This window comes from Acidithiobacillus marinus (assembly GCF_002847505.1).
Classification (GTDB): domain Bacteria; phylum Pseudomonadota; class Gammaproteobacteria; order Acidithiobacillales; family Acidithiobacillaceae; genus Acidithiobacillus; species Acidithiobacillus marinus.
On record NZ_MXAV01000003.1, the window covers coordinates 1 to 23,891 of the forward strand.

Genomic DNA, 23,891 nt, shown 5'->3' on the forward strand with positions numbered 1-23,891 from the left:
ATGGTATAGCTCCTCAATCCGTAGCGGGTTATGCTGTAATATCCTGAGTCTGAACTTACTGCCGTGGAGCAAGCACTGTGACTGTCCGCGTGGATTATCCTATTATCAATCAGTTGGGATTGCATGCCCGACCTTCGGCAAAATTCGTCAGCCTGTCGGCGCGTTATCCCTGTGCAGTCTGGCTGGAGAGAAACGACCAACGGGTCAACGGCAAAAGTATCATGGGACTGATGACGCTTGCTGCGGCTCAGGGAACAGTGCTGACCCTGGAAACCGAGGGCGAACAAGAGCAAGCCTGCGCTGATGCTTTGCTGGCCCTGGCTGCAGATAGATTCGGGGAAGACACATGAGTTTTGAACTGGCAGGTATCGGGGCATCGGGTGGCATTGCCATTGGCACAGCACTGGTACTGGAGCCGACGACTCTCGACATTCCTGAACATCTGCTGGCTACTGAGGCAGTGGAAGATGAGGTGCTGCGTCTGCGCGCGGCGCTCAGCAGCGCTCGCGATGAACTGTTTGCTGTGCGCGATGTCATTCCTGCCGATGCACCCCAGGATACCCGGCTGTTCATTGATGCCCATTTGTTGATGCTCGATGATCCGGCCCTGCGGGAAAGGCCGCTGCGTTCCATTCGCGAAGATCATCGGAATGCTGCCTGGGCCATCCAGCTGGAGCGCGAACGTCTGCTGGAAATTTTTGATCGTATGGAAGATGCCTATCTGCGCGCCAAGCGCGAAGACATCATCCAGGTCACCGACCGGGTATTGCGCCAGCTGGTAGGTGGCAAAACGCCAGGATTGCAGAGTGCCGAAGGGCAGATCATTATAGCCGAAGAACTGACCCCGGCAGACACTGTACTCATGAAAAAGGACAAGGTCTCAGCCTGGGTTACTGACTTCGGGGCGGCCAACTCCCATGCTGCCATTCTGGCTCGCAGTCTGGGTCTTCCTGCCGTGGTCGGTGCGCACTCAGCCACTCGCCTGCTGCGCAGTGGGGATACGGTCATTGTTGATGGTGATCAGGGAATCATTCTGGTGGCCCCCGACGCTTTGGTGTTGCGGCAGTATCAGGGCCTGCAGGAGCAGCGCCATCGGCGTCGACGCCTTCTGGAAGAACAGCGCGATCTGCCGGCCGTCACCCTGGATGGAGTGACTATTCATCTGCGCGCCAATATTGAATTACCCGACGACTCCAGTCTGGTGCGACGCATGAATGCTGACGGTGTGGGTTTGTACCGTAGCGAGTTTCTTTTCATGAATCGTCCCGATATTCCCGATGAGGAGGAGCAATATCAGGCCTTTTCCCAGGTCGTCAAGGAGATGGCGGGAGCCCCGGTGACTATCCGGTCGCTGGATATTGGCGCAGACAAGAGATTGAAAGAAGATGAAGTTATGGGACATAACACGCTGAATCCGGCGCTGGGATTGCGCGGATTGCGTCTTTGCCTGCGCCGCCCCGAATGGTTTCGGCCGCATTTGCGGGCCATCTTGCGGGCATCGGCTCTGGGCCCGGTCCGCTTGATGCTGCCCATGCTCAGCAGTATGAGTCAATTATTGCAAAGCCGGGCGCTGGTGAGCGAATTGCAGGCAGAATTGCGCGGTGAGGGGCTGGACTGTGATCCCGATATGCCCCTGGGAATCATGGTGGAAGTCCCCGCCGTGGCCATGGCCGCCCATTACTTTGCGGCATGTGCGGATTTTTTCTCCATCGGAACCAATGATCTCATCCAGTATGCCTTGGCGGTTGATCGCGGTGATGATGACGTGAATGACCTTTTTGATCCCCTCCATGTCGGGGTTCTCGGAATGATTCAGCACACGATTGCTGCCGGACATAGCAAGGGTATTCCAGTATCCATGTGCGGCGAAATGGCGGCCAATCCGGCATATACGCCCTTGCTGCTGGGCTTGGGCTTGCGAGAGTTCAGTATGTATCCGGGCGCCATTCCGGAAGTGAAGGAAATCATCCGCCAAACCTCGATCGCCGAAGCCGAGCAACTGGCCTTGGGAGCGCTTACTGGAGAGTTCGCAGTTCCCCTGGAGGCGGGACATCGCTAGGGCAGGGCTGCGCCGTACCGGGCAAGGTTTGCTGCTGCTCCTGTTCCTGTTGGTATTGGCGGGACTGATATTCTGGCTTGTGGGTGGACCACGCCTGCTCCTGGAAGAGTATCTGGGTGCCCAGGTGCAGATGCCCGTGCAGCTGGCAGATAATCCCAGCTTTTATTGGGGGAAACGCTACCTGCAGGTATTTTTACAAGGTTTGCGGATCGGGCCTGAACGGCAGCCCACTGTGCAGGTGCAGCGGCTGATGCTGAGCCTGCCCTGGCGGCCTTTGTTGACTGGCAAAGTGCAGATCCAGCAGATTTTTCTCGATCAACCCGCCGTCAATCTGCCTTGGCCCGAGGGTGAGATAATGGGTTCGGCCAAATCCCACAGCAGCACGAGTTTCACTCTACCTGCCGATATCCAGATCCGCAACGGTAGCCTCTGCTGGCACGATCTGGCAGGACATGAGCTTTCCCTCTCAGACATCGCGGCCACTCTGCCCCGCTCGGGTATGGCAACAGTGACCGGAGTTTGGACCTGGAAGCGGCACACCGGTCCTCTGCAATTGCAGATGATGCTTCAGTCCGGCAAGGAATTTTCCATACACCATCTGCAGTTGTTGATCGCCAGCCATCCCGCCTGGGAAAGCTGGTCTTTACAGCTGCCCAGTCTGCAAATGCAGCAGCACTCACTGTGGATACCGGCAATGCAGCTACACTGGCTGACCCATAAGGGGCGGCAAGTAGAAGGGGCCGTGCATGATCTGCATGTGCAACTGAGCCGGCAAATACTGGAAATGGGTAGCGCTACCCTGGATATGGGACCAGATTTCAACGCCCGTTTGGAACATGGCCATTTTTCCTGGGCGCAAGGCTCCGGGCAGACCCACTACCGGGTGACTGCGCAGCATCTGCCGGTACTGGCTCGGCAATGGGGGCTGCCCTGGCCGAAATTAAATAATCCCAAGGTGCCGGAACAGTTCATAATAGCTGGCGCACTGAGCTGGAAGAACTCCCAGTTTCACATGGTCGTTCATCAGGGGCAGCTCGATAACAGCTCCTGGTCGGGACAGATCAGCGGAACCTGGAACCCCCTGGCGCTACATCTGAATCTGCGCATCAGCAGTCTGAATCTGAACGCCTATCTTCCGGCCCCCAAACCCGGGCCGGAAGCCATATTACCCCGTATTCCCGAGCATTGGCCGGTAACCGGAGTGCTGCACATTGGCAAACTGAACTGGGGAAAAATCCGCGCCGAGGATGTGCTCATTCAGAGCCCGAAAAAAACCGGCTCTGAGGTAGCCACACCATGATCCCGATTGCCGACAGCCTGCTGACCTGGTATGCCGACAATGGGCGCCATGAACTGCCCTGGCGGCAGACGCAGGACAGTTATGCCCTCTGGCTAGCCGAAATCATGTTGCAACAAACCCAGGTAGAGAGCGTTAAACCTTATTACGCCCGTTTTCTGCAGGCCTTGCCCAGCTGGGAGGCTCTGGCCCGGGCGCCTCAGGATCAGGTCCTGGCCCTGTGGAGTGGGCTCGGGTATTACGCCCGGGCCCGCAATGCCCAGCGCGCTGCGCAAAAAGTCTGCGCTGATTTTGCCGGACAGTTTCCCGATACGCGGGAAGCTGCCGAAACCTTGCCCGGGGTTGGACGGAGTACAGCAGCAGCCGTGCTGGCCAGTGCCTATGGCCACCAAGAGGCCATTCTGGATGCCAATGCCCGGCGCGTATTGATCCGCAGCCAGGCGATTCGTAGTGACCCCAAGTCCACCCGGACCTTGCAGCAGTTATGGGAGCTGGCCGAGGCGCTAACGCCAACTGATGCACATGGCTACAACCAGGCCATTCAGGATCTGGGGGCAATGATTTGTACGCCGCGTCATCCCCGCTGTGATGCATGTCCTCTACAACACTCCTGTAAGGCCTATGCGGAGGGGCTGGGCGAACAATTACCGCTTGGCTTGCGCAAGCGCACTACTCAGGCGCGTTGTGTTTTCTTTTTACAGATAGAAGATGGCGATGGTCGGGTGTTTCTTGAAAAAAGGCCGGATTCCGGTATATGGGGTGGCTTATGGTGTTTGCCGCAATTCCATCCTCAAAGCGGATCGGGACAGCCTGTTCCATGTCCGGCTCAGCAGGATCCCCTGGCTGATGACGTCGTGCTGCGCGAACAGGTGCGTCATTTTTGTGCCGCGCAATATGGGTTGGCGGTGGAAGTGCAGGGATTGATGGCAATGCAGAAGCATGTGTTTACCCATTTTCAGCTACATTTCCGCTGTATTCATATCGGCTTGCAGGAAGATCTACAGGCAATAAAAGTGGCTGATCGGGTTTTGTCAGGCTGCTGGTTTGGCTCGGAAGCCGCTCTGGCCAAAGGGCTTCCAACCCCGATTCGCAAGATTTTACGCCGGTCATCATAACTTGCCCGAGAGGCAGGTTCAGGTAAGATGGGCGGCATTCCCATCCCGTATGCTAGTGAGGAAGTGCGTTATGTCTCGAATGGTGCAATGTGTAAAGCTGGGTCACGAAGCCGAAGGTCTGGATCGCCCTCCCTATCCTGGTCCTTTGGGCGCGCGGATTTATCAGGAAGTCTCCAAGGAGGCCTGGCAAGGTTGGTTGAAGCATCAGACGATGTTGATTAATGAATATCGGCTTTCTCCCATCGATCCCAAGTCACGAACTTTTCTCGAGAAACAGATGGAAGCCTATTTTTTTGGTGACGGCGCCCAGCAACCTGAAGGTTTCGTGCCGCCATCCGTCTGACCCCGTTTTGCGAAAACGGAGGCGTGCCAACGGGGTGCCCTCCGGTATTGATCAACCCCTCCAACACCTTGATTGACCGCATAGTCGTTGAATAACGACAGAGCTCTGCTGCGTCAGATCATTCATTTATTACAAAATCCTTTCCGCCTGTCGCTGGCAGGTGACGCATTGCTCATGGCATGAGGATGACGCAAGGCCTGATTTATTTTTAGTCATTAATAATCATGTTATTAGAGTAATGGCACGCATTGTGCTTTATGATCGTGCTGCTGAATCAGCGCCGCTCGAAGCGGAAACCTGGAATCACCTTTTGAGGAGAGCTTATTTATGAAGAAAATCGTTGCCCTGACTGCTGCCCTGTCTTTCCTGACCGCCACTGCTGCTTTTGCGACCACCGAAGTGCCTGCCAAGGCTCCCGAAAAGACCATGGAACACAAGGCTCCTGAGCATAAAATGATGAAGAAATCTGAGCACAAGATGCACGCTCATAAAAAGTATGAGCACAAGAAAATGGAAATGAAAAAAGAAATGAAGAAGCCTGAAATGACCAAGAAAGTTGAAGAAAAGAAGGCTGAACCCGCTGCGTAAGCAGTCTTGATCCGCGGCTTGATGGCGCGGTTTCCAGCTTTACAGATAACCCCGGGAATATACCCGGGGTTTTTGATTTTACGAAACTCAAAATTGATATTGCAGACTCATGTTGACGGAACGTCCCGGACCGGGAAGGGCAACGCCATAAGTCATGGGGCGTTGGCCCAGATAAATTCCGCCCAAAGGTTGTTCATAAAACTGATTCAGGAGATTGGCCAGTTCCAGGCTGGCCTGCCAGTGCCCATATTGATAAGCGGCGCGGAGATTGAGTAAGCCATAACCGAAGGTTTTCGGTTCATTGCGCAGCGTGTCCACCTGATTCTTGGCCGCAACCAGTTGTTCTTCAATGGTATTGCGCCATGCTCCCCAGCTTTGGTGCAAGGCAAGTCTTAGGTTCAAGGGCATCATGTGGTAGAGAGCAGTATGGCTGCTCAAGTTATATCCGCGCACATAGGAAGCTTTTGCCGACAGCTTCCAGGTTCCATAGCGCCGGGTTTCTGCCAGTCGTGCAGCGCTATCTACATTGATCCCCCAGATCTCAGCATTCTGGTTGGCAAATTGCAAATAGACAAAACCGCTTTTTGCGTGCAGATTGGCCGATGTACAGGCTCCGCCAAGGCTGGTTGGACAGCGCACAGCACCCATATAATGATGGATGTAGGTCAAGTAAGGCTGAATTTGCACATGCCATTTTTGTGGATCGGTTCCATGAAAATTGGCGGCCAGACTGACGGTGTTTGCGGTTTCGGGTTTCAGGTTGAGATTACCGATATAACCATTGCCATCATTGAACCAGCCGATCATGTTCATGGCCATGGCATTGCTGGACCAAGGATAGAGCTCATAAAGGTCGGGGGCTTGTGATTTACGCGCCAGTCCCAGGGTATAGGTGCTGTGTTTACCGGGCTGGTATTGCACAATGGCGGAAAAATTCCAGTTGTTGAACTGGCGCTGGCGATCACTCTGGTTGAATTTACCGGGCAGGCTTTGCGGGCTATCCGGATTTCCATACATCATGGCATTGTATCCTTGGACCGGGCCGGTATTCATCCGCACCACATCCAGGCGTACGCCGAGGTCGCTTTTCCAGCGGGGGTTCCATTGTGTTTTCAGGTCGGCGAAAGCGTCATAGCGATCCCTTCTGCCATTGTTGATATTCATATAGGTATTGGGACCCATCATGCTCATTTTGCTGCTTGCGGGAGGCCACCAGTCATTCAAATGCTCATGGTTGTAACTGGCCCCCAGTTGTAGACGATTGCGCGGGTCCAGAGGTAAGGTAATTTTTCCTTTCAAGCCGTTGTTCACGCCCTGGGTATTCATGGGCATACCCATCATGGCACCCAGGCTTTTATCGACAAGGAAGTTCATGCTGTGCTGAACCACTTGGTTATATCCGCGCAATTCCACAGTACCCCATTGAAAATGTCCCTGGTAATGGAGATTAAGCCGCGTGCTGTGATTACCGGTCATGTCCATGCGGGCGCTGGGAAAACCCTGATATGGAATGCTCTGGTATTGCACGCCAAGCTCCAACACCTGTTGTTTCCAGCGGTAGGCGGTATTCAGGTTCTGGTAGATTGCCTCGTAGAGGGATGAGGCCACTACATCGCCGGGAATACCATAGGTTTCAGGTTTGAAAGCCTTGGCTGCGGTGTAGTTGCCACCATGCACATAGGCGCCGCTATATTGGATGCTGAAATATCTGGTGGCCGCTGTGGCATTCAGGTGGGTTCCGTAAATATGGCCATTGCTTTGATAAAATCCACCAACACTGCCGTTGCTCATAAAATGACTGCCGGGCTCTGCGAAAGTCGGCGGCGGCGATTTGACGATGACTACCGCACCAATCGCATCACCACCCACGCTCACCGGCGCCACGGTGGGATAGACGGTAATTTTACCGATGGCGGCAGGAGGCAGATAGGAAAGTGGGGGATTCATGTGATTGGCACAGGCATTGGGCGTGCTGAAGCCATTCACTTGCAAGAGCAGTTGATTGTCGCTCAGACCATTCAAAACCGGTAATCCGGAGACCCCGCCCGCGCTGGAAATATATCCTCCAGGAATATTTTGCAGAATATTGGCGGTGTTGCTCGCCAGCTGAGCACTGTTTAGCGACTGGGCCGAAAAATGGATAGCATCGGGAGATACGGCTTCCAGACCTGCTCCTGGCAGATTGATGGTGATGTTCAGTGGGGATGTGCTCGCCCCGGAACTGTTGGCCAGAGCCAGTAAAATGGCTCCTAAAAGTGCTTGAGAGTATGCAGGCCGCATGAAATTCTCCAGATTGTTAAAGTTATAATTAGAGTTTTGCGGCGTGGGAACGCATTGAATATTGGTGGTTTTATTATTAAAAGAATTCTATGTGATCCCCACAGTAGTTTGTAATTCTAATGTTTTGCTGGAGAATAGAAAAAGGTTATTAAAGAATATTTCATTTATCTAATGTTATTGCGCTTTATGGCCGGTAAAATTACTCTGCATGGGTTTGTTGTTGGGAGTACAAAGCTGCATGGCACTTCGTCCGAGTTCTATCTCCAAGCTGGTGGTGTTTGGTTTTGGTCTGGCCATCGTGCCGCTGGTGCTGGTCATCGTCAGCGTGACTCTTTCTATTGCGCATTTTGCCGAACAAGGTCAGGTCAGTATTTTGCGGGCAGTCGCCATGAGTGATGCCGCCAATCGCATGAATAATGCCGTGCGTTCCATGGAACGTTATGGTCTGCAGTACACGGTGTTGCAGGACCAGGCATTGCTGGTGCTTTACGATCAGAGTTTCAGCGAATACAAAAAAGCCAGTGCCCGATTTGCAGCAGCAGGGCCTTCGCCTCTCGACAGGGATCGACTGCAGCGTTTGGCGAATCACCTGACCCGGGCGCGCCAACTTCTCCCCCTGGTTTCCCTGGAAGGCAACCGGACTGCTCTGGAAAGCGATTTCAGCCGGGCCAGCGGTGAGGCGCAGCGCCTGCAGAGTGATGTCAATGAAGGGATCAGTACCGAGGTGGGGAAACTTGGTACCCGGGCTCTGGCCATTAAGCGCCTGACCATTGCGGAGGTCCTGCTGGTTTTGCCATTGTCGGTGGCGGTGGCCATTGTGTTCATTATTCTGATTACCCGTCCGGTCCGGCGGCTGGATCAGGCAGTATCCGGACTGGGCGACGGCGATCTGGAAACCCCTATTGCCGTCAAGGGACCACGGGATATTGCCAGCCTGGGGGATCGACTGGAATGGCTGCGTAATCGTCTGAATGCGCTAGAAGAGGCAAAATTGCATTTTCTGCGGCAGCTTTCCCATGAGTTGAAAACGCCCCTTACCGCCATTCGCGAGGGTTCAGAACTGTTGCAGGATGATCTGGGCCAGGACCTGAGTGCAGAGCAGCAGGAAATCGTTCAGATTGTGGCGGACAACAGTCTGCGGCTACAGCGCCTCATTGAAGACTTGCTGCGCTTCAGTCTCGCCGAAGGGCCGGTTGGTGCTGGAATGGTGCAGGAACTCTCCCTGACACGGGTGCTGGAAGAGTTGTTGATGAGTTACAAGCCGAGCCTGCGCAGCAAATCCCTGCATCTGCAGACGCATCTTGAAGAGGTACAGATTCGTGGGCATGCAGACAGGCTTCGCACTATTTGTGACAATTTATTGTCAAATGCCGTGAAATTCTCGCCTCAAAACGCTACTATACGGGTAGATTTGCAAGTACAGGGCGAAGATGCCTTGCTCGACGTTCAGGATGAAGGGCCCGGGGTGGCCCCGAGTGAACGCGAAAAGATTTTTGATATTTTATATCGCGGAGAAGCTTCAGACTCCGGAAAAATAGAAGGTAGCGGCTTGGGGTTGGCCATTGCCAGGGAGTATGTGCTGAGTTACGGGGGAAGTCTTGAATTGCAGGATAAAACAACACCAGGCGCCTGGTTTCGGTTGCGCCTTCCGCTGGCGGGGCTGGATGCTCCTGTTCATGCCCCTGATTCTGGCGGGATGCGCCAGCGCACCGGTTCCGCTGCCGGCTAACGCGGTCGTGCTGAAACCGGGAGAACAAATCATTAAAACCGCTGAACTGGCTACCCTCAAGGCGCAAATCGCGGAACTGGAAAAAGTGACGCCATCTACCGCCCCCTGTATTTCCGAAAAAGTGGAAGCAGAATTGTTAAGTAAGCAGTTGGCCGATGCTCGAGCGGGTGATCCCGGTTACCAGAAATTGGAAAGCAAGGTGAATGATTTGCAGAATCGTCTGCAGCAGTCGCAACAACATGAGGCCGAATTGCGCCGAAAGCTCAATGAACTGGTTCAAATCGAGAAAAACGCCCATTTCCCCCAGGGACAATAAAATCATGACCGATAAAGGTAAGATTCTCCTGGTTGATGATGACGCGGATTTGCTGCGCTTGTTGTCAATGCGTATGAAAGCGGCTGGATACAGCATCAGTACGGCCGCCAATGGTAGTGAAGCTTTATCCGTGCTGGCGATGGAACATCCAGGATTGGTGATCACCGATCTGAAAATGGATCAGATGGATGGCATGGCTTTGCTGGATGCCATCCGCCGGGACTATCCCACCCTGCCAGTCATCATTCTGACGGCGCACGGTTCTATTCCCGATGCCTTACTGGCAGCAGATCAGGGGGTTTTTGCCTTTTTGACCAAGCCCTTTGATGGAAAAGACCTCATGGCCCAGGTTGAACGGGCTTTCAGTCTGACGGCAGCCATTGCCCCTGCTGCGGGAAAAAAAGGCAAGGATTCCAGCTGGGACAGAATTCTTACCCGCAGCCCGAAAATGCAGGCGGTTCTTGATCAGGCGCGACTGGTAGCGGCCTCGGATGCCAGCGTTTTTGTCCATGGCGCCAGTGGTACCGGCAAGGAGTTGTTGGCCCAGGCCATTCATCAGGCCAGCCCGCGCCGTGCACATTCTTTTATTGCCTTGAACTGTGCGGCTTTCCCTGAACAGTTGCTGGAATCTGAACTGTTTGGTCATAAAAAAGGCGCATTTACCGGGGCGGCCAATAATCATCAAGGTCTATTTCAGGCTGCTGAAAAGGGCACTCTGTTTCTGGACGAAATTGGTGATATGCCCCTTTCTTTGCAGGTCAAGCTATTGCGCGCCTTGCAGGAGCGCGTTATCCGCCCGGTGGGCTCGACAGAAAGTATCGCCGTGGATGTACGCATCATTTCGGCCAGTCATCGTGACCTGGAAAAGGAAATGGCCGAACGTCGCTTCCGCGACGATTTATACTATCGCCTCTGTGTGGTGACCCTGGAGCTGCCCGCTCTGGCCGAGCGTCCCGAAGATATTCCCTTGCTGGCGGAGTTTTTTCTGCGGGACACGGCTGCCAAAAATCGTAAGGATGTACGTGGAATTGCCCCGGAGGCCATGGAGTTGCTGGTGGCTGCGCCCTGGCCGGGTAATGTCCGGCAGTTGGCCAATGTGATCGAGCAGGCAGTGGTGTTGTCTACCACGCCGCGTATCGGCGCCCCGCTCATTCGTCATGCTTTGCGCGACAAAGAGGGTGAAGTGATGCCCTTAGCTGATGCCAAGGGCCGGTTTGAAATGAATTATCTGATTCAGATCATGCGCATGACTCGTGGGAATGTGAGTCAGGCCGCACAACTGGCCCAGCGGAACCGTACAGAATTTTATCGCCTGCTCAGGCGTTATCATTTGGATCCCTCCGCCTTCAAGGAAAATGGCGCTAGCGATGAGGATGAAGGCGAAGAGTAAGTGAATAAACAGTTTCAGTTGTGATGGAAATGCTGATCGTCAGATTTTTTGTTCGCCGGTGGCAAGGCCTCCAGCTCTGCAACGGTGTTTTTTATATCCTGCAAAAGTAGTTCTGCCATGTCTCGCGAAAATCCTTCACGAATGACAAGGCGTAAAACAGCCACTTTTTCTGCATCTTCGGGCAAGGTATAGGCAGGGACCTGCCAGCCACGAATGCGTAGTCGCTCAGAGATGTCGAACACACTATAGGATTGCGGTTCGGCAAGACGAACGGCAAAAACGGGAATGGCCGTTCCATCGCTGAGTAGGCGCAGAGGTGCAATTTGGGCGATCTCGCCGGCAAGCCAGCTGGCAATGTCGCGCAAATTGCTCATGATTCGGGTGTAGCCCTCTCGCCCAAGACGGAGCAGATTGTAGTACTGACCGACTATCTGATTACCAGGACGAGAAAAGTTGAGCGTAAACGTAGGCATATCTCCACCCAAATAATTCACATGAAATACTAATTCTTCGGGTAGAAAAGCCTCACCCCGCCAGAGCGCCCAACCTACTCCGGGATAGACCAGTCCGTATTTGTGTCCGGATGTGTTGATGGATACAACATTGGGTAGACGAAAATCCCAAGCTAAATCAGGCTGCAGAAACGGGGCGACAAAACCACCACTGGCTGCGTCCACATGAATGGGAATTTGCAATCCGTTTTGCTGATTATACCCTACGACTGCGTCGTGAATTTCCTTGACGGGATCAAACTCTCCGGTAAAGGTCGTTCCCAGTACTGCGACAACACCTATGCTGTTTTCGTCCAGTGCGGAAAGAACCTCATCGGGAGTAAGCGTGTATCGATTATTTTTCATGGGAATGTAGCGCGGTTCTATTTCCCAGTAGCGGCAAAATTTTTCCCAGACGACTTGTACGTTCCGACCCATGACCAGATTGGGTTTGTCCGTACTAAACCCTTTATCTTGGCGATCTTTGCGCCATCGCCATTTCATGGCCATACCTGCGAGCATGACCGCTTCACTGGAGCCAATGGCTGAGACCCCTACCGGATTTTCTTCGGGTTTGGCATTGAAAAGGCGGGATAACATGTTCACGCAGCGAGTTTCGATTTCTGCCGTCTGAGGATATTCATCCTTGTCGATCATGTTCTTGTCAAAGGTTTCGGCCATGAGCTTTTCCGCTTCAGGCTCCATCCAGGTGGTGACAAAAGTGGCCAGATTGAGTCGAGCATTACCATCCAGCATCAGTTCATCGTGAATCAACTGGTAAGCCGTTTGCGCAGGCATTTCTCCGTCGGGAAGGCGATACTTGGGGATAGTGTGATCCATGGTGCGGGATCCATAAGCCGGGGTAATATCACTATCTACGGCAAAACGCTTGACCATGCAGGACTCCTAGGTGGGTAGTGAAGGCATTATCTGATTTAGGTCTTGATCCAGCCGATAAAGTTCAATGTGCTACGAAAAAGATAAATGAGAGAGCTGCGTTGAGTTTAAAGCAGGGGAGAGTTATGAGTGATGTTGCGGCATATTGTAATAGACCACCGTACCTGCAGCACTGGCAGCCATCAACGGCAGGCAGCCAGTGAGCAGTAGAGCTAAACCGCTCAGCAAAATACTCAAAATAAGCGCACGGAGTGCATGCTTATTCATTGTTAGTCCAGGCTCTTAAAATGGTGGCTTTCACTGCGCAGGTGTTCTGTATCAGGGTTTGTGTACGGGATGATCAGCGTCATTCCAGGCATCCATACCTCCGGAGATGGAATGTACGTTGGTATAGCCCATTTTTTTCAACTGATGCGCAGCCAGTGCGGCGCGCCCCCCGGTCTTGCAGTAAACCAGAATCTCCCGATCTTTATCTTTGAGGGCCGGGTGGGAGTCTGCCTTGAATTCAAGCATGCCCCGGGATATATGATGTGCTCCGGGAATGTGACCACCAGAAAACTCGTGAGCTTCACGCACATCTATGATCACCACCGCTTCCGACTGGTGTTTATCATGTGCCTGCCGCAGATCCATTTCACATATTTCTGCCTTGGCTTCCTTGACGAGATCCATTGCTGTCTTGTTCATTGTGCGCCCCTTAATCAGATAAATCAGATAAACTGATTAAACCATAACGACCTGGAACCATTCACGCAAGCCCCGTTTCTGGTAAATAGCATCTATAGTTTGAAGAGTGTCTGGTAAAAACAGGAGAGCTATCATGCAAATTGAATCCATTACTCTGGTACGGCATGGCATGACCGAATGGGCGGATCAGGGCAAGCATACTTCGGACACGGATATTGGTCTGACCCCCTCAGGGCGGGCAGATGCTGAAGCGCTGTGGAGTACATTTATGAATCAGGGACATTTTGATGGGATTTATTCAAGCCCGTTAATTCGTGCCCATCACACCGCTATTCTCGCCGGTTTTGCACATCCCGAACTGCATGATGACTTGATGGAATGGCGCTATGGTCGTTATGAGGGCAAGACTACCAGAGAAATTCATCAGGAAAATCCGGAATGGAGTGTTTTCCGATGCGGCGGCCCCGATGGAGAAAGCCCTGCAGAGGTCACCGAGCGCTGCGACCGCTTGCTTCAGTACTGGGATGCCAAAGGGCATAAGCAATTGATTTGCTTCGCCCATGGGCATATTTTACGGGCTCTGGCAGCGCGTTGGCTGGGTTTGGATCTGAAATTCGGGGATCATTTGCACTTGGATCCAGGCAGCATTTCCCGTCTGGGCTGGGAGCATGATACACCCGCTTTGCATCTCTGGAATTACTGCCCCCGATCCACGTCTGTAGGACCGGGGCAGGCAAGCCAATAAAGCGGGGTGGTTCTATACAGATTTAGCCAAGCAGGAACGCCGGAGCGACTTGGGCTGCCTGCTGCATGTTGGCATGGTAATAGCGCGTACCGCTGAAAGCCTTGGCATCATCGGCGCGGAAGGCTTCCATACTGAGGCCCTTGCGCCCCAAAGTTCCACTCCACCACCCTGAGGGGTAACAAAACTGGGGGAAATACACGCTGTTGACCGCATCAAAGCCGGCTTCGCTCATGCGACTCTGGCATTGGCGAATCAGATCGGCGTGGAGCAGGGGAGATTCGGACTGGGCGACGAGAACGCCTTTTTCAGCCAAGGCATGATGACAGGCTGCATAAAATTCCGTGGCGAATAAACCGGCAGCAGGTCCTACCGGGTCAGTAGAATCGACAATGATGACATCATAACGGCCGGCGTCGGCTTTCTGAATCCAGGCAATGCCATCCGTAAAGTGAAAATGCGCGCGCGGATCGTGATTTTTCTCGCAAAGTTCCGGGAAAAAGCGCTCGGCAACTCGGGTCACCCTTTCATCCAGCTCGACCTGGGTAGCTTCTTCCACCTCCGGGTGGCGCAGCACTTCCCGGAGGGTCCCGCAATCGCCGCCTCCGATAATCAGCACCCGCTTGGGAGCCGGGTGAATAAACAAGGCGGGATGACTCATCATTTCATGATACAAATAGTTGTCCCGGTCAGTGACCATGACCAGACCATCCAGGGTCATGAGGGTGCCGAAATGTTCGGTTTCAAAAATCTCGATGGTCTGGTAAGGGCTTTGTTCGCGGTGCAGCACTTCGCGGACTTTCAGGCTCAGGCTTGCGCCATGTTCCTCATAACGTTCGGTATACCAAAGTTCTGTGCTCATGATTGCCTCTCATTGTGGCCGGTATGGTAGTAACCCGTGTGGATTTTGCGGAAGAATGAGATAAAAGAAAAGGCGGACCCTGAATCAGGATCCGCCTGCTGAGGCAATACCAGGCATCAGGCGCAGAGAACAGGCTTGACGCGCAGTTCGTGTGCTGGAATACCCATCATGTCCACTTGGCCGCGCTTCATCTCCATGGTGGAAACTTGGCCGGCGCCAAAAGCTTCCTTGAGATAATTCAAGGCGTCTTCGGGCTGAATGATATCGCCACAAGTAAATACATCCACTGCTGCATAACCATACTCGGGCCAGGTATGAATGGCCAGATGGGATTCCGCAACAATAACAGCACCACTCACTCCATAAGGAGAAAAATGGTGAAAGGTTTGTGTCACAATGGTGCAGTTGGCGCGCCGGGCGGCCTCCAGCATGGCATCGGTGACAAAATCTACATCAGACAAGGTACTGCCGTCACAGTGATAAAAGTCTGCAACGATTTGATGTCCTAACGAGCGCATAGGTGCCCCCCTTACCAAAGTTAAAAAGGTTAAGAAGTAGCTCCCGTGCACCCCCAGACAGTACTTGGTTTTATGCCCTACCTTGCTGGAACGTGGCCATGCCGTGCTCCAAATCTCTTAAGGACTGACCCCCTTAGTAACTGCTTTCGGTGCCGTGGAAACAGGATGCGAACTATACACCTATGCGCATGGGATGCAAGAACTTTTTCGGAAAAACTTTATATCAGGAGTTGCTGCGTTGAGCTTTGGGCTATTCTGGCACCCGGTTGACCGTTCGGTTTATACTCAGGTCCTTGATCAACGATCGAACAAGGATGTGGATGGCAACCGAAGCCTTGGTAGAGCTGGAAAATGTGTTTTTTGCCCGTGGTCCGCACCCTGTGCTGGACGGGGTAAACATGCGCATTCCGCGCGGCGCCATCGTCGCTCTGATGGGCGCCAGCGGTGGCGGTAAGACCACTATGCTCAACTTGATGGCAGGGACTTTGCGTCCGCAGTCCGGGCAAATCCGCGTCGCTGGACAGGACCTGAAAACGCTTAGCGAGGAGGCCATTTATAGCCTGCGTCGTCAGATGGGCATGCTTTTCCAGCACAGCGCTTTGTTCACGGATCTCAGTGCTTTTGAAAATGTGGCCTTCCCTTTACGGCGCCACTTTCGTCTGCCAGAAGGGATATTGCGCAAGCTGGTGATGATGAAGCTGGAGGCCGTAGGCTTACGGGGAGCAGCGGGTCTTTTGCCGGCAGAACTTTCTGGCGGTATGGGGCGGCGGGTTGCTCTGGCCCGGGCGGTGGTGATGGACCCGATGCTGATTTTTTACGACGAACCCTTTACCGGTCTTGACCCCATCAGCGTCGGTATCATTGCTTCGCTCATCAAGCGCCTGAATGCGGCTTTGGGGGCGACCAGTGTACTGGTCAGTCACGATGTGGAAGAAACGCTCTCCATCGCTGATCACGGCTTCATTCTGGCGGGGGGCAAAATTATTGCCGAGGGCAGTCCGGATGCGTTGCGCAGCAGTGATTCTGCCCTGGCCCGACAGTTTCTGGGAGGTCAGCCCGATGGGCCGGTACCTTTCCATTATCCAACCCAACAGGATTATGCGGCAGCTCTGCGCGATAGCCGCTCTTCCGGTGAACGGTTCTAGGCGATGGCTTTTTTCGATTTCATCCCACAAACGGGGCGACGCACGTTGCTGACAATACCCAACCTGGGTGCTGCCAGCCGTTTTCTGCTGTCGAGTCTCTGGAATATATTTAATCGCCATTTCAGTATGCAGCAATTATTCCGGCAGATTTACGGTTTTGGCGTTCGCTCGCTCATTCTTATGGTGGTTGCCGCCTTTTTTACCGGAATGGTTTTGGGCTTTCAGGGATATTATGCTCTGGTGCGTTTTGGGGCTACTTCCGCTTTGGGTACGTTAGTGGCCTTGTCTTTGCTCAGAGAGTTGGGGCCGGTTTTGACCGCCTTGCTCTTCGCCGGGCGGGCGGGCTCTGCGCTGACGGCGGAAATCAGTTCCATGAAAGCGACGGAGCAGTTGAGTGCCATGGAAATGATGGCCGTCAATCCTCTGGCTTGGGTTGTAGCCCCCCGACTGTGGGCAGGAATTATTGCGGTGCCCATCCTCTGTGCGATTTTTGATCTGGTCGGGATTTTTGGGGGATATCTGATTTCTGTGCCTGTCCTGGGGGTGGATGGCGGCACTTTCTGGGCACAAATGCAGTCCAATGTGACTTTTTCCGGAGATATTCTGACGGGTTTACTCAAGGCCCTGTGTTTCGGTGTGGTGGTGACCTGGATTGCGGCCTGGAAGGGCTACACGGCACGTCCTACGGCAGAGGGCGTAGGGAATGCCACGACCCTCAGCGTGGTCACGGCCTCGCTGACGGTTCTGGGGCTTGATTTTATTCTTACAGCATTGTTATTCAGCTGAAGGCGGGAAGTCTATGGAAACGCGGGCGATAGATTGGTGGGTGGGCATATTTGTATTGCTGGGTATTGCAGCTCTGATAATACTGGCCTTGCGGGTAGGGAACCTTTCCGGTTTTGCCTATGACGACGGTTACGTGCTGCACGCGAATTTTAACAATGTGGGTAGTCTAAAATCCCGTAGTCCGGTTAAGATCGGGGGAGTCACCATTGGTGAAGTCACCCACATTGGCATGAACCCGAAAACCTATATGGCCAGGGTCACCATGCGGATCAAGCCAGACATCAAGCTGCCCATCGATACGGGTGCTTCCATTTATACCCAGGGGCTGTTGGGGGAGCAGTACATCGCCATCCAGCCCGGTGGTATGCCCCAGAATCTCAAACCCGGTGCGACCATCACCATGACCCAGGGAGCGGTCAATATCGATCAGATGATCGGCCAGATGGTATTCAGTAAAGCTGAAGGAAGTAGTAAGTCTTCAGGAAATCAATAAGGAGAATTGGGATGCGTCAAATGACCTGGATAGCGCTGTTCTGGATCTTGTTTACCTGGACTTTACCCGCCAGTGCGGCGGAAGCCCCCAATGCCCAGGGAGCCGTCGCCGTGGTGCATGAGCTCACCAATAATGTTCTGAAGGTGTTGCGGGCCAACAAAGGTAAAGCCATCACTCCGGCTGTCAAAACACAAATCGCGGATATTGTCTTGCCGCATATGGATTTCACGACCATGTCCCAGTACGTCATGGCTCAAAACTGGCGACAAATGAGTCCCGCCCAGCAGAAACAATTTGTGGTGCTGTTCAAGGATCTTTTGGTGCGAACCTACAGTAACGCCCTGAACCATTATAATGGTCAGACGGTGCGCATTACCGGTAGTCAGCAGGTTTCCCAGAATCCGCCCGTTGCCCAGGTGAACATGGTCATTCGTCAGACCCAGGGAGGCCCGGATATTCCTGTTATCTACGCACTGCTTTATACCGATCATCTTTGGCGGATCTATAACATTTATATAGATGGGGTGAGCATGGTGCTCAATTATCGTCAGAGTTTCGGCCAGGTAGCTTCCAGTCGTGGCATTCCTGCCTTGCTGCAACAAATGAAGGCAAAAGATGCAGCGGAAGCCAAAAGCGGGAAGTCCTCCAGTTGAGTCAGGCAGAGAGTTGGCAGCGACGCCAGGTTCAGGATCAGTCCCGCCTCTATCTTCTGGGAGACTGGCGCGTCGCGCATCTTGATACACTCCTGAAACACTTTGACTGGCAGCGGGATGGCCAATCTTGCGCCGCAATTGCTCTGGATGAGCTGGAGGGGGGAGATAGTGCCACTCTGGCTTTGTTGATGGAATGGACCCAGCTTCAGGAACGCCGGGGTGTCACCCTGCATATTCACGGGATGAAGCCTGCCCTGCAGGAACTCGTCGCCCTTTACCGTCTGCAAGAAATGTTGCATCTCTGTGATGACTGACGCTCCTGCCATTCATATTCAGGGCTTGCGCAAGGCATACCAGAGCGGCCATCTCGCCCTGGCCGGGGTGGATATGGATATTCACGCGGGCGAGTTTTTCGGCCTGCTCGGCCCCAATGGCGCGGGTAAATCCTCACTCATCAGCATCCTCGCCGGAGTGGTGCGGCGCTCCAGTGGGGTCGCGGAAATTTTCGGTTTTGACGTAGAAAGGGATTTTCGTCGTACCCGGCAGCTACTGGGTGTGGTCCCCCAGGAACTGGCCTATGATCCCTTTTTTACGGTGCGCGAGTTCCTGCGCATGCAATCGGGTTATTTTGGTCTGCGCCACAATGATGACTGGCTGGATGAGTTGATGGCCGAGCTCGATCTGGCCGATAAGGCCAATGCCAATTTGCGCAACTTGTCGGGCGGCATGAAAAGACGGGTGCTGATTGCTCAAGCGCTGGTACATCGGCCGCCAGTGGTCGTACTAGATGAGCCGACCGCCGGGGTGGATGTGGAATTGCGGCAGGGGCTCTGGCAGTTTATCCGGCGCTATAATGCTGAGGGGCGGACGGTGATTCTGACCACCCATTATCTGGAAGAAGCCGAAGAACTCTGCGAGCGTATTGCCATTCTCCAGCAGGGAAGAATCGTCGCCCTGGACCGCAAGGAAGCCCTGTTGAGCGCATCCAACTGGCGTATCCTGACGGTGACTTTTGATCGTGATCCGGGCGAGCTCAGTCCGGTTCTGGAAGATTTGCTGACTGGAGCCAGCGCGCAGGTTCGCGTCTTTCGTATTGATGCCCAGCGCCACCCTCTGGGTAGTGTGTTGGCGCAATTGCAGCATCTGCCTGCGCAGATTCTTGATTTGCATTTACAGGAACCTCGTCTGGAGGATGCTTTTACCGATATTCTCGGCCAGTTGCGCTGAGCAGCAGGTTCTGACGTGCGCCTGGATTTGTTTCTGAAAATGTCGCGGCTCATCAAACGCCGCAGTCTGGCCAAGGAAATTTGTGACGCAGGCTGTGTGCACATCAACGGTCGGGTCGCCAAAGCCGGCGCCGAAGTGAAGGCCGCTGATGTGTTGACGATAGATATTCGCGAGCGTTTGATCCGGGCGCGGATATTGCGTTTGCCGCAGCGGGTAGAGGGTCCAGAGGGGGTCGTGGAAATGTTATCTGAGGTACCCGAATGAATGCCCTGCCGCGACTGGTATTGACGGTTGGGGAGCCTGCGGGGATCGGGCCGGATATTTGTCTGCAGCTGGCCACCCATCCCCTTTCTGCCAGCGTATTACTGTTGGGAGATATCCATTGTCTGCGCAGCAGGGCACTGCAATTGGGGTTGCCCGTACGCCTGCAAGAATGGCAGGAAGGGGATGATTGGCCAGCCATAGAGGCCGGGACTTTGCGGGTGCTGCATCTTCCGCTGACGCATCCTTGCCGAGTCGGTCATCTGGATCCAGCAAACGCCCCGGCTGTGTTGAACGGCCTGGATAAAGCCCTGGCTTTGTTGCAGGCAGGACTGGCTGATGCCCTGGTAACCGCTCCCGTCCACAAGGGCATCATCAATGATGCGGGTATTCCTTTTACCGGTCATACCGAATATCTTGCGGCTGCCTGTGGCCAGAATGAGGTGGTCATGCTGCTGGCCGGACGCGGTTTGCGCGTCGCTTTGGCCACGACCCATCTGTCCTTGGCCGATGTGCCGGCGGCCATTACCCGCAGTAGTCTGGAATCGACCCTGCGCATTTTGCATGCAGCCCTGATTCAGGATTTTGCCCTGGCCGCGCCCCGTATTCTGGTCGCCGGTTTGAATCCCCACGCCGGGGAGGGTGGGCATCTTGGTCAAGAAGAAATCGAGGTGATTTCGCCGGTTATTCAGTCCCTGCAAAAGGAGGAGATGCGCATTTCTGGTCCCTGGCCTGCAGATACCCTCTTCACGCCCCGATTATTGGAAGATGCCGATGCGGTTCTGGCCATGTACCATGATCAGGGGCTACCGGTTTTGAAATATCATGCTTTTGGCGAGGCCGTGAATATTACCTTGGGGTTGCCGATAGTGCGGACCAGCGTCGATCATGGTACGGCCCTGGATGTGGCAGGTAGCGGTCGCGCTCAAGGAGAGAGCCTTCTGCATGCGCTGGAGGCAGCGGCAGAAATCGTCCGCAACCGGCGCAGTCGGAATGCCTGACGGACCCAGCGGTGGCTGAGCCGTCTGTATGGATCTGCATGAAAGATGCTGTCAGACGCTCCGCTGGCGTCCCTCAGGCACTTGGGCCAGGAGAAATTCCATCTGGTCGGCAAGAATACGGCGGTTGCTGAGCAACAGATATTCTGCCCAGGTCGGGGTAAAAGGCACGGCCAGTAAGGGCATACGGGCTTCATCGGGGGTGCGGTTGTCCTTGCGGCTGTTACAGCTGCGGCAGGCGGTCACCACATTGGTCCAGATGTCTTTGCCCTTGCGGGAGATGGGGATGATATGATCACGGGTCAGCTCACGGACCGGATAATGCTTGCCACAGTACATGCACAGATGATGATCACGATGGAACAGGGTTTGATTGGACAAGGCGGGAGGGCGAATTTTACCCAGATGCCGACCGCGTACCGCAATCACCGGATGGATGTCGAGTTGCGAATGAATGCCACTGCGTCGGCATACGCCACCGTGAGCGGTGAAAAAAGGATTTCCGAGGGTCCAAGCAACATTACCCCGGACATAGTGGGCGGCGGCTTCTTCCCAGGTTTCCCAGGCCATGGGACGACCACCGACGTCAAGACGAAGCACGAGGTGCATAAGCTTTCCGTTTCGCATCGCCTGCAAGAGGCGTCGCCCAAATATAGCATGAAGCGAGGTTGATAATGCAAGTAGCTGCTTTGCCGCCCGCCAAAAAGCGCTTTGGTCAGAATTTTCTGGTGCAACCTGCTATGGTGGAGCGCATTATGGCGGCGATTCATCCGCAGTCTCAGGATCTTCTCGTGGAAATCGGGCCGGGGCCGGGAGCGCTGACCAAAAGGCTGTTGCCTACCCTAGCGCATTTGACTGTCATTGAACTGGATCGGGATATGATTCCCGCCCTCGAAAATCTCGCGGCCCCAGAGCAGCTGACCGTTGTCCAAGCCGATGCCTTGAAAATGGACTTTGCGCGTCTGGGCGAGGGTGACAAGCCCCTGCGTGTGGTCGGCAACCTGCCTTACAATGTGGCGACCCCCATTATTTTTCATATCCTGGAGTCTGCCCTGCAGATTCAGGATATGCACTTCATGTTGCAAAAAGAAGTGGTGGATCGCATGGTGGCTGCCCCCGGCAGTAAAACCTACGGGCGTTTGTCGGTGATGATCCAGGCCTCGTGCCAGGTGGAATCCCTGTTCACGGTGGCTCCCGGAAATTTTTATCCGGTGCCCAAGGTGGATTCTGCCTTCATGCGTTTGCTACCCTATCGACCAGCCTTGCTGCCGGAAACGCAGCTTCCGGCCTTTGCCCAGATTGTGACCCGCAGTTTTGCCCAGCGACGCAAGACCCTGGCCAATAACTTGCGGGGTATTTTCAGCGCAGAGCAATTACGGGCGCTGGATATTGATCCGGCCTGCCGTGCCGAAACGCTGGATCAGACCGCTTTTTTTCGCCTCGCCGAGGCCTTTGCAAAACAAGGATCCCAAGCATGAATCATCTGGAAGTTGTCGAAAAGTTGTTTGCCGAGCTGGACTGGGAGGCAAAAATGCTCCCCGATTATCCAGTCATGACCTGCGCCCTACAGATTCCCAATGGCACCCTGGACATTTTTTGTCATGTGCATGCCGAACGCGAACGTATCCTGTTTTATTTGCGCCCCCAGAATCTGGATATTACCGCCAATAAGCGCCCGGCGGTGGCCGAGTTTGTGACCCGGGCCAATTACGGTCTGTCATTGGGTAATTTCGGTTCCTCGTCATTTCAAGTGGGTAGCCTGAGATCCAGCTTGCCCAGGATCAGGTAGGCCATGTTGATAAAGTTCTTGTGCGTGCGGTAACCCCGAGCCTTGGCCTTGGCGGATTGAATGAGGCTGTTGAAACCTTCCAGAATTCCATTGGTGATCTGGCTCTCGAACCATCGGAGCACGCCATCCCAGTGATTCATGATGGTGTAGGCGACCTTGACGATAGGCGGCAGATCGCTGGTTCTGGCGTTTTCCAACCAGGCTTTCAAGAGGGTAGCCCCCTGATGGCGATTCTTGATCGTGAAGATGTCCTGAAAGGTCAGGCGGAACTGGTAGGCCTGCGCCGTCTTGAGGTTCTGGTCTTTGAGTAATGCCTGCAGCTTTTCTTTCTGCTTCACCTTGAGGTTGCAATCGTTCTTGAGCCAGAGCCAGCGGGTCTTTTTGAGATTTGGCTGAGTGAGGACTTCCCCCTTGCGCACGTCGTCCACGGCCTCGTTGACGAGCTTCATGAGGTGAAAACGATCGAAAGTGATCTCCGCATTGGGCAGGTGCTCGGCAGCCCCTTTCTGGAAGGCCGGCGAGAGGTCCATGCTCACATCGGTGATCGCTTCCGCGCTACCACCATGGGCCTGTAGATCTGCGGAGAATCTCTCAAAGGTCTTGGCATCCTTGCCGGGAGTAGCGAACAAGAGTCGCCGGGCATCCAGATCCACGAAGAGCGTGATGTAGTCGTGGCCGCGCCGACTGCTGGTTTCATCGACGCCGACGGCATGGACATGGGCCATATCCACTCTGGTACGGGCTTCTGGCACATAGTGGTCAATCACCCGCCACAGGAGCGTGTCGGTCTCGCCGACTAGGCGGGCTACGGTCAATACCGGCATCTCCCGCACCAGGGTCATGATCAGCGCTTCGAAGAGCAGGGTGAAATGCGAGCCTTCCCGTGCCCAGGGAACAGATATCTGATGCACTCCATGCTCCTGGCACTTCACACGAGGTACGCGGGCATGGAGATAGGCTTCATGCTGGAAGAAATCCATGTGCCGCCAAGTATGGTCACGGGTATCATGTACCGGACACTCCTCACCACAGACGGAGCAAGCAAAGCGACTACCCTTGGGAAAGTTGATGTGCAGATCCAGGCGTTTCTCCTCCACCGTGAAAGTCACATGATCCACCAACCACGGCGGAACCAATCCTAACGCGAGAGAAAACAGCTCTTCAGGGACCATCAGCTAACTCCAATTCAGGGCACGACCGCTCCACAGCATTCTACCCCCTACCC

At 54.2% G+C, this 23,891-nt stretch carries 28 protein-coding genes; 20 read left to right on the forward strand and 8 right to left on the reverse strand.

What is annotated here, in order from left to right; all coding sequences use genetic code 11:
* Positions 1-77 precede the first annotated feature (77 nt).
* The 6 genes from B1757_RS00435 to B1757_RS00460 all read left to right on the forward strand — a co-directional run bounded on the left by B1757_RS00435 (position 78) and on the right by B1757_RS00460 (position 5,402).
* Positions 78-350: an HPr family phosphocarrier protein gene (locus tag B1757_RS00435; protein ID WP_101536452.1), complete on the forward strand. Its 273-nt coding sequence runs from the start codon at positions 78-80 to the stop codon at positions 348-350.
* Positions 347-2,059 (forward strand): phosphoenolpyruvate--protein phosphotransferase, encoded by a 1,713-nt coding sequence (ptsP, locus tag B1757_RS00440; protein WP_101536453.1) that lies wholly within the window; start codon positions 347-349, stop codon positions 2,057-2,059. The genes B1757_RS00435 and ptsP overlap by 4 nt, the downstream gene beginning before the upstream one ends.
* 28 nt (positions 2,060-2,087) lie before the next feature.
* Positions 2,088-3,359, forward strand: a complete 1,272-nt coding sequence (locus B1757_RS00445) for an AsmA family protein (protein ID WP_101536454.1) — start codon at positions 2,088-2,090, stop codon at positions 3,357-3,359.
* Positions 3,356-4,471, forward strand: coding sequence for an A/G-specific adenine glycosylase (mutY, locus tag B1757_RS00450; protein ID WP_101536455.1), 1,116 nt, complete (start codon positions 3,356-3,358; stop codon positions 4,469-4,471). Before B1757_RS00445 ends, mutY begins: the two co-directional genes overlap by 4 nt.
* A gap of 70 nt (positions 4,472-4,541) precedes the next feature.
* Positions 4,542-4,814, forward strand: coding sequence for an oxidative damage protection protein (locus B1757_RS00455; RefSeq protein ID WP_101536456.1), 273 nt, complete (start codon positions 4,542-4,544; stop codon positions 4,812-4,814).
* A gap of 327 nt (positions 4,815-5,141) precedes the next feature.
* A complete protein-coding gene (locus B1757_RS00460) occupies positions 5,142-5,402 on the forward strand; it encodes a hypothetical protein (RefSeq protein ID WP_101536457.1) in 261 nt (86 codons plus the stop codon).
* An 87-nt stretch (positions 5,403-5,489) separates the two neighbouring features.
* Here B1757_RS00460 and B1757_RS00465 read toward each other — a convergent pair whose 3' ends face one another.
* Positions 5,490-7,682 (reverse strand): TonB-dependent receptor, encoded by a 2,193-nt coding sequence (locus B1757_RS00465; RefSeq protein WP_101536458.1) that lies wholly within the window; start codon positions 7,680-7,682, stop codon positions 5,490-5,492.
* A 238-nt stretch (positions 7,683-7,920) separates the two neighbouring features.
* Between B1757_RS00465 and B1757_RS00470 the strand changes: the two genes are divergently transcribed.
* From B1757_RS00470 to B1757_RS00480, 3 genes are read left to right on the forward strand one after another with little or no spacing between them, the layout of a single operon-like run.
* Positions 7,921-9,411: a HAMP domain-containing sensor histidine kinase gene (locus tag B1757_RS00470; RefSeq protein ID WP_101536459.1), complete on the forward strand. Its 1,491-nt coding sequence runs from the start codon at positions 7,921-7,923 to the stop codon at positions 9,409-9,411.
* Positions 9,347-9,727, forward strand: a complete 381-nt coding sequence (locus B1757_RS00475; protein ID WP_253253635.1) for a hypothetical protein — start codon at positions 9,347-9,349, stop codon at positions 9,725-9,727. Before B1757_RS00470 ends, B1757_RS00475 begins: the two co-directional genes overlap by 65 nt.
* 4 nt (positions 9,728-9,731) lie before the next feature.
* Positions 9,732-11,117 (forward strand): sigma 54-interacting transcriptional regulator, encoded by a 1,386-nt coding sequence (locus tag B1757_RS00480; protein ID WP_101536460.1) that lies wholly within the window; start codon positions 9,732-9,734, stop codon positions 11,115-11,117.
* A 14-nt stretch (positions 11,118-11,131) separates the two neighbouring features.
* Here B1757_RS00480 and gad read toward each other — a convergent pair whose 3' ends face one another.
* From gad to B1757_RS00490, 3 genes are all read right to left on the reverse strand, one after another.
* A complete protein-coding gene (gene gad / locus B1757_RS00485) occupies positions 11,132-12,505 on the reverse strand; it encodes a glutamate decarboxylase (protein WP_101536461.1) in 1,374 nt (457 codons plus the stop codon).
* Between the two features lie 123 nt (positions 12,506-12,628).
* Entirely contained in the window at positions 12,629-12,772 is a 144-nt protein-coding gene (locus tag B1757_RS15290) for a hypothetical protein (RefSeq protein ID WP_172437552.1), read from the reverse strand.
* Between the two features lie 51 nt (positions 12,773-12,823).
* Positions 12,824-13,192 carry a rhodanese-like domain-containing protein gene (locus B1757_RS00490; RefSeq protein ID WP_101536462.1) on the reverse strand — a complete coding sequence of 123 codons (369 nt, stop codon included), beginning with the start codon at positions 13,190-13,192 and terminating at the stop codon, positions 12,824-12,826.
* Between the two features lie 133 nt (positions 13,193-13,325).
* On the opposite strand from B1757_RS00490, the gene B1757_RS00495 reads away from it, so the two are divergent.
* Entirely contained in the window at positions 13,326-13,937 is a 612-nt protein-coding gene (locus tag B1757_RS00495) for a histidine phosphatase family protein (protein ID WP_101536463.1), read from the forward strand.
* 22 nt (positions 13,938-13,959) lie between these two features.
* On the opposite strand, the gene speE is transcribed toward B1757_RS00495, so the two are convergent.
* Together speE and speD are read right to left on the reverse strand one after the other, a co-directional pair.
* A complete protein-coding gene (speE, locus tag B1757_RS00500) occupies positions 13,960-14,796 on the reverse strand; it encodes a polyamine aminopropyltransferase (protein ID WP_101536464.1) in 837 nt (278 codons plus the stop codon).
* A 116-nt stretch (positions 14,797-14,912) separates the two neighbouring features.
* On the reverse strand, positions 14,913-15,314 hold the full coding sequence (speD, locus tag B1757_RS00505) for an adenosylmethionine decarboxylase (protein ID WP_010640598.1): 402 nt from the start codon (positions 15,312-15,314) through the stop codon (positions 14,913-14,915).
* A gap of 320 nt (positions 15,315-15,634) precedes the next feature.
* Between speD and B1757_RS00510 the strand changes: the two genes are divergently transcribed.
* The 8 genes from B1757_RS00510 to pdxA are packed head-to-tail and all read left to right on the forward strand — an operon-like array spanning position 15,635 to position 20,880.
* A complete protein-coding gene (locus tag B1757_RS00510; RefSeq protein WP_172437553.1) occupies positions 15,635-16,459 on the forward strand; it encodes an ABC transporter ATP-binding protein in 825 nt (274 codons plus the stop codon).
* A gap of 3 nt (positions 16,460-16,462) precedes the next feature.
* Positions 16,463-17,245 (forward strand): lipid asymmetry maintenance ABC transporter permease subunit MlaE, encoded by a 783-nt coding sequence (mlaE, locus tag B1757_RS00515; protein WP_101536466.1) that lies wholly within the window; start codon positions 16,463-16,465, stop codon positions 17,243-17,245.
* A gap of 13 nt (positions 17,246-17,258) precedes the next feature.
* Positions 17,259-17,738 (forward strand): outer membrane lipid asymmetry maintenance protein MlaD, encoded by a 480-nt coding sequence (mlaD, locus tag B1757_RS00520; RefSeq protein WP_101536467.1) that lies wholly within the window; start codon positions 17,259-17,261, stop codon positions 17,736-17,738.
* 11 nt (positions 17,739-17,749) lie between these two features.
* Positions 17,750-18,391 (forward strand): MlaC/ttg2D family ABC transporter substrate-binding protein, encoded by a 642-nt coding sequence (locus B1757_RS00525; RefSeq protein ID WP_101536468.1) that lies wholly within the window; start codon positions 17,750-17,752, stop codon positions 18,389-18,391.
* A complete protein-coding gene (locus B1757_RS00530; RefSeq protein WP_101536469.1) occupies positions 18,388-18,705 on the forward strand; it encodes an STAS domain-containing protein in 318 nt (105 codons plus the stop codon). Before B1757_RS00525 ends, B1757_RS00530 begins: the two co-directional genes overlap by 4 nt.
* Positions 18,698-19,618: an ABC transporter ATP-binding protein gene (locus B1757_RS00535; RefSeq protein ID WP_101536470.1), complete on the forward strand. Its 921-nt coding sequence runs from the start codon at positions 18,698-18,700 to the stop codon at positions 19,616-19,618. The genes B1757_RS00530 and B1757_RS00535 overlap by 8 nt, the downstream gene beginning before the upstream one ends.
* A gap of 15 nt (positions 19,619-19,633) precedes the next feature.
* Positions 19,634-19,882, forward strand: coding sequence for an RNA-binding S4 domain-containing protein (locus tag B1757_RS00540; RefSeq protein WP_101536471.1), 249 nt, complete (start codon positions 19,634-19,636; stop codon positions 19,880-19,882).
* Positions 19,879-20,880: a 4-hydroxythreonine-4-phosphate dehydrogenase PdxA gene (gene pdxA / locus B1757_RS00545; RefSeq protein WP_101536472.1), complete on the forward strand. Its 1,002-nt coding sequence runs from the start codon at positions 19,879-19,881 to the stop codon at positions 20,878-20,880. Before B1757_RS00540 ends, pdxA begins: the two co-directional genes overlap by 4 nt.
* A 51-nt stretch (positions 20,881-20,931) precedes the next feature.
* Here pdxA and B1757_RS00550 read toward each other — a convergent pair whose 3' ends face one another.
* On the reverse strand, positions 20,932-21,486 hold the full coding sequence (locus B1757_RS00550) for an HNH endonuclease (protein WP_101536473.1): 555 nt from the start codon (positions 21,484-21,486) through the stop codon (positions 20,932-20,934).
* Between the two features lie 65 nt (positions 21,487-21,551).
* Here B1757_RS00550 and rsmA point away from each other — a divergent pair, with 65 nt between their 5' ends.
* Both rsmA and B1757_RS00560 read left to right on the forward strand, forming a co-directional pair.
* Positions 21,552-22,355, forward strand: a complete 804-nt coding sequence (gene rsmA / locus B1757_RS00555; RefSeq protein ID WP_101536474.1) for a 16S rRNA (adenine(1518)-N(6)/adenine(1519)-N(6))-dimethyltransferase RsmA — start codon at positions 21,552-21,554, stop codon at positions 22,353-22,355.
* Positions 22,352-22,666, forward strand: a complete 315-nt coding sequence (locus B1757_RS00560) for a YbjN domain-containing protein (RefSeq protein ID WP_253253636.1) — start codon at positions 22,352-22,354, stop codon at positions 22,664-22,666. Before rsmA ends, B1757_RS00560 begins: the two co-directional genes overlap by 4 nt.
* Here the strand turns inward: B1757_RS00560 and B1757_RS00565 are convergent.
* Positions 22,624-23,838, reverse strand: a complete 1,215-nt coding sequence (locus tag B1757_RS00565; RefSeq protein WP_101536405.1) for an ISL3 family transposase — start codon at positions 23,836-23,838, stop codon at positions 22,624-22,626. The two genes, B1757_RS00560 and B1757_RS00565, sit on opposite strands and share 43 nt — an antisense overlap.
* Positions 23,839-23,891 lie beyond the last annotated feature (53 nt).

Coding starts and splice junctions, on each gene's coding strand:
- ptsP (WP_101536453.1), top strand. CDS start 347: ATGAGTTTTGAACTGGCAGGTATCGGGGCATCGGGTGGCATTGCCATT.
- mutY (WP_101536455.1), top strand. CDS start 3,356: ATGATCCCGATTGCCGACAGCCTGCTGACCTGGTATGCCGACAATGGG.
- B1757_RS00455 (WP_101536456.1), top strand. CDS start 4,542: ATGTCTCGAATGGTGCAATGTGTAAAGCTGGGTCACGAAGCCGAAGGT.
- B1757_RS00460 (WP_101536457.1), top strand. CDS start 5,142: ATGAAGAAAATCGTTGCCCTGACTGCTGCCCTGTCTTTCCTGACCGCC.
- B1757_RS00465 (WP_101536458.1), bottom strand. CDS start 7,682: ATGCGGCCTGCATACTCTCAAGCACTTTTAGGAGCCATTTTACTGGCT.
- B1757_RS00470 (WP_101536459.1), top strand. CDS start 7,921: ATGGCACTTCGTCCGAGTTCTATCTCCAAGCTGGTGGTGTTTGGTTTT.
- B1757_RS00475 (WP_253253635.1), top strand. CDS start 9,347: ATGCTCCTGTTCATGCCCCTGATTCTGGCGGGATGCGCCAGCGCACCG.
- B1757_RS00480 (WP_101536460.1), top strand. CDS start 9,732: ATGACCGATAAAGGTAAGATTCTCCTGGTTGATGATGACGCGGATTTG.
- gad (WP_101536461.1), bottom strand. CDS start 12,505: ATGGTCAAGCGTTTTGCCGTAGATAGTGATATTACCCCGGCTTATGGA.
- B1757_RS15290 (WP_172437552.1), bottom strand. CDS start 12,772: ATGAATAAGCATGCACTCCGTGCGCTTATTTTGAGTATTTTGCTGAGC.
- B1757_RS00490 (WP_101536462.1), bottom strand. CDS start 13,192: ATGAACAAGACAGCAATGGATCTCGTCAAGGAAGCCAAGGCAGAAATA.
- B1757_RS00495 (WP_101536463.1), top strand. CDS start 13,326: ATGCAAATTGAATCCATTACTCTGGTACGGCATGGCATGACCGAATGG.
- speE (WP_101536464.1), bottom strand. CDS start 14,796: ATGAGCACAGAACTTTGGTATACCGAACGTTATGAGGAACATGGCGCA.
- speD (WP_010640598.1), bottom strand. CDS start 15,314: ATGCGCTCGTTAGGACATCAAATCGTTGCAGACTTTTATCACTGTGAC.
- B1757_RS00510 (WP_172437553.1), top strand. CDS start 15,635: ATGGCAACCGAAGCCTTGGTAGAGCTGGAAAATGTGTTTTTTGCCCGT.
- mlaE (WP_101536466.1), top strand. CDS start 16,463: ATGGCTTTTTTCGATTTCATCCCACAAACGGGGCGACGCACGTTGCTG.
- mlaD (WP_101536467.1), top strand. CDS start 17,259: ATGGAAACGCGGGCGATAGATTGGTGGGTGGGCATATTTGTATTGCTG.
- B1757_RS00525 (WP_101536468.1), top strand. CDS start 17,750: ATGCGTCAAATGACCTGGATAGCGCTGTTCTGGATCTTGTTTACCTGG.
- B1757_RS00535 (WP_101536470.1), top strand. CDS start 18,698: ATGACTGACGCTCCTGCCATTCATATTCAGGGCTTGCGCAAGGCATAC.
- pdxA (WP_101536472.1), top strand. CDS start 19,879: ATGAATGCCCTGCCGCGACTGGTATTGACGGTTGGGGAGCCTGCGGGG.
- B1757_RS00550 (WP_101536473.1), bottom strand. CDS start 21,486: ATGCACCTCGTGCTTCGTCTTGACGTCGGTGGTCGTCCCATGGCCTGG.
- rsmA (WP_101536474.1), top strand. CDS start 21,552: ATGCAAGTAGCTGCTTTGCCGCCCGCCAAAAAGCGCTTTGGTCAGAAT.
- B1757_RS00560 (WP_253253636.1), top strand. CDS start 22,352: ATGAATCATCTGGAAGTTGTCGAAAAGTTGTTTGCCGAGCTGGACTGG.
- B1757_RS00565 (WP_101536405.1), bottom strand. CDS start 23,838: ATGGTCCCTGAAGAGCTGTTTTCTCTCGCGTTAGGATTGGTTCCGCCG.